This window comes from Bacillota bacterium (genome assembly GCA_018333655.1).
Lineage (GTDB): Bacteria > Bacillota > UBA994 > UBA994 > UBA994 > BS524.
Window position 1 is genome coordinate 1 of record JAGXTJ010000045.1, and the last position, 3,458, is coordinate 3,458.

The 3,458-nt window shown below is 52.9% G+C and carries 4 protein-coding genes; 3 read left to right on the top strand and 1 reads right to left on the bottom strand.

From position 1 onward, the window contains the following. On the bottom strand, positions 1-106 hold a 106-nt coding region (locus KGZ92_09050), incomplete at its 3' end, for an AbrB/MazE/SpoVT family DNA-binding domain-containing protein (protein ID MBS3889409.1). Positions 107-282: 176 nt separating this feature from the next. Between KGZ92_09050 and KGZ92_09055 the strand changes: the two genes are divergently transcribed. The 3 genes from KGZ92_09055 to KGZ92_09065 all read left to right on the top strand — a co-directional run. Beyond that, entirely contained in the window at positions 283-2,598 is a 2,316-nt protein-coding gene (locus tag KGZ92_09055) for a phage tail protein (protein MBS3889410.1), read from the top strand. A 4-nt stretch (positions 2,599-2,602) separates the two neighbouring features. Then, entirely contained in the window at positions 2,603-2,950 is a 348-nt protein-coding gene (locus tag KGZ92_09060) for a hypothetical protein (protein ID MBS3889411.1), read from the top strand. A gap of 12 nt (positions 2,951-2,962) precedes the next feature. Next, positions 2,963-3,458 (top strand): hypothetical protein (locus tag KGZ92_09065; GenBank protein ID MBS3889412.1); only part of this gene is annotated, 496 nt, incomplete at its 3' end.

Consider the following 3,458-nt stretch of genomic DNA (forward strand, 5'->3'; position numbering starts at 1 on the left):
TGACACGGTCTCCAGTGGAAAGACGAAGCTTGGAACGGATATCCTTTGGGAGCGTAATTTGGCCTTTGGCCATTACCTTGGCGTTATCAACTATAGGGGCGCTCATGCTAAAACCTCCTTGAATTTTGAAAAGTAGGATAATCCCTATTTACCCTACCATTAGTATATGCCAAACAGCGTTAAAATACAATTGCTTTTGAAAATTTTGCAGGGGAGGTGTGCTGCGTGACAGATTTCGGCCTACGGATAGGCGTAGAAGGCCAAAAGGAATTCAAGACCGCCATGCAGGATATCAACCGCTCTTTTAAGGTCCTAGGCAGCGAAATGGAGCTTGTTTCTGCCCAGTTTGGCAAAAACGACAAGTCAGTCGAGGCTTTGACCGCGCGAAAAGAAGTGCTTGGCAAAGAGATTGACGAGCAGAGGAAAAAGACGGATGTCCTCCGCGCCGCCCTATTAAACGCCGCCGCCTCCTTTGGCGAAAATGACAAGCGCACACAAGAATGGCAAATACAACTAAATAAGGCAAACGCCGCGCTCCTTAACATGGAGCGTGAGCTAAGCGACACAAGTAATGCCCTAGAAGATGCCGCAAAAGAAACAAACGACTTAGAAACACAAACAGAACAGCTTGGCGACGAGCTTGACAGAACGGGCAAAGACGCGGATGAGGCCGGCTCTAAGTTTGACAGATTGAGAGGCACACTGCAAAACGTGGGCATAGCGATGGGCGCTGCATTTGTTGCCGTTGGCGTTGCCGCTGCGGCTGCAGGCAGGGCGCTTGCCGGCATGTCCGTAGGCGCTGCAACGTATGCCGATGAAATACTTACCGCAGCCACAGTCACCGGGATGAGCACAGACGCGCTGCAGGCATACAGATATGCTGCCGAGCTTGTGGACGTGCCGCTTGAAACGCTGACCGGCAGCATGGCAAGAAACGTGCGTGCGATGGATGCGGCCCGCAGAGGGTCGAAATTACAAGCCGGGGCGTACAAGGAGCTTGGCGTCTCTGTGACTGATGCGGGCGGCAATCTCCGTGACGCAGAAACGGTCTACTGGGAAACTATTGATGCGCTGGGGCGCATAAAAGATGAGACGGAACGCAGCGCTCTCTCTATGCAGATCTTTGGCAAATCGGCACTTGATCTTAATCCGCTTATTGCCCAGGGCTCTGCGGGTATTGCAGAATTAACCGAAGAAGCCCGGCAGATGGGCGCTGTGATGAGCGAGGATGCGCTCTTAGATCTTGGCGCATTTGACGATACAGTGCAGCGCCTTAGGGCTGGTGCCGGAGCCGCAAGAAACGCTCTTGGCATGGTACTCTTGCCGCAGTTGCAAGTGCTCGCGGGTGATGGCGTGGGGCTGCTTGGCGAGTTTACGCGAGGACTAAACGAGGCGGGCGGCGACTGGACGAGAATCAGCGAAGTCGTCGGCGACACAGTAGGCGGCATTGTGGATACCATCATGAAAACCGTGCCTGATATCGTAGCTCTTGGCATGGATATAATCATGTCCATTGGCGGGGCGATTACAGATAACCTCTCAATACTTGTAGACGCCGCCTCCAAGATCATCATGACGCTGCTGGATGGTCTGGTCGCGGCTCTGCCCGGCCTGGCTGAGGGCGCGCTGCGGCTTGTGCTTGCACTGGCCGATGGCATTATCGACACCCTGCCGGCACTTGTGGAGGCGGCAGTAAAAATGGTGGTCACGCTTGCCGGCGGCATTGGTGACGCGCTGCCGCGACTTATTCCGGCGATTGTCGAGGCAGTTGGCCTCATCGCGCGCATTCTGCTAGAGAACTTGCCGCTTGTGCTGGACGCAGCGCTGCAGATTATTCTCGGCTTGGCGCAAGGGCTAGTGACAGCACTGCCCGTGCTTGTAGCTGCGCTGCCAAAAATTATAGATGCTATCATTTCGTTTCTTATCGTCGCAACCCCGCAGATTATCGAAGCCGGCATTCTGCTTTTTGTCGCGCTTGTGGAGGCGCTGCCTGAGATAATTGTCGCTACTTTAGCGGCAGTCCCGCAGATCATCGCGGCGCTTGTGGGCGGCTTTGTCGGCAGCGCTCCGCAGCTTGCCCAAGCTGGCGTGCGGGTATTTGGCTCTTTAACTCGGGACTTGCCAAAGATTATTGCAAGTATTCTCTCTGCTGTGCCCCTCATAATCTCAAGTATTGCTAATGCGTTCTCCGGCTCAACCTGGCAAATGGCGCGCGTGGGTGGCGACCTGATTAGAGGATTATGGCAGGGCATCTCTGATATGGGCGCATGGATCAGAAGGCAGATCGCAGGTTTTATGAACGGGATTGTAGGCAGCATCAAGAGTTTCTTTGGCATAAGGAGTCCGTCTTTACTCTTTGCCGGACTCGGCGGCGACATGGCGGCCGGCATCGGTGTAGGCTTTGAGCAGGCGATGTCACGCATCAGCGGCGATATGCAAAGAGCAGTGCCGGTTGGCTTTGCTGCGGAAAGTAAAAATGCGCAAATCGGACATGTGCACTCCGGCGAAATCACGATTAGAGGCGTGAATAACCAGGGCGAATTTATCGGCGCACTTGAACTGGTGATGGACGAGCTGCGCAAAAGCAACAGGAGGTGATGGCATGCCGGTTGGCATCTGGACGATTGATAATGATCTAATCACGCGTTACGTGAACACCCTCCGCCGCTTTGATGCGCGCCAGATCTGGCATACCACGCTTGACGGTTTGCCTCATGTAGAGACTATCGGCAACGCAACAGAGGTTATCGATGTTGAATTATGGGTGGACAAAAAAGGCAAAGAGATTATTGACCGGTGCCAGGCAAGAGGCGAGCCGGTCAATGTGAGCGACGGAACTGACATGTGGGTGGGGCTAATTGCAGAGGCACCAAGCTGGGAGAAAATTAGTAGAGTAAAGGGTATTTTTTCAGCCAAAATTTTAGTGAGATGCTTTCAGCCGGCAGTTTGAGGTGGTGAGTATGTGAGGCAGATTAGCGAGCAGCTTTTAGCCAAAATAAAGTCAAGGCAAAAAACCCTATATAACAATGCGCAGCCGGAGCTTAAAGCATATTTTAGCCGGGGCTTGACGACTGAATTATTCCTTGTGCATACACTCCAAAAAAGCGATACCCTTCAAGCTATAGATGTTACCGTCAAGCGCTTGACGGTAGGCACTGCCCCGAGGAAAGCGTATGCAGTTTGTGTGGATGACGGTGTGGCGGCTGTTAAATCAAAGCCACTGCCATATGATGAACTGACACCTTGGCTGGATGAATTTATGGCAGCAGCAAATGTCACCTCAGTAGGCATAGAGTTTGACGGGTATTGGGATAGAGACTGGAAGTCAAGACGCTTTGACTTTGTGACAGAAGATGTGCCGTGGATTTTCTACGTGCAGAGCGGCGCCCTATATGCCCGCTACTGGCAGGAGCCCCCGATTATGCTTGCCAGTGGCGTATCAAAAATAAGTACAATCA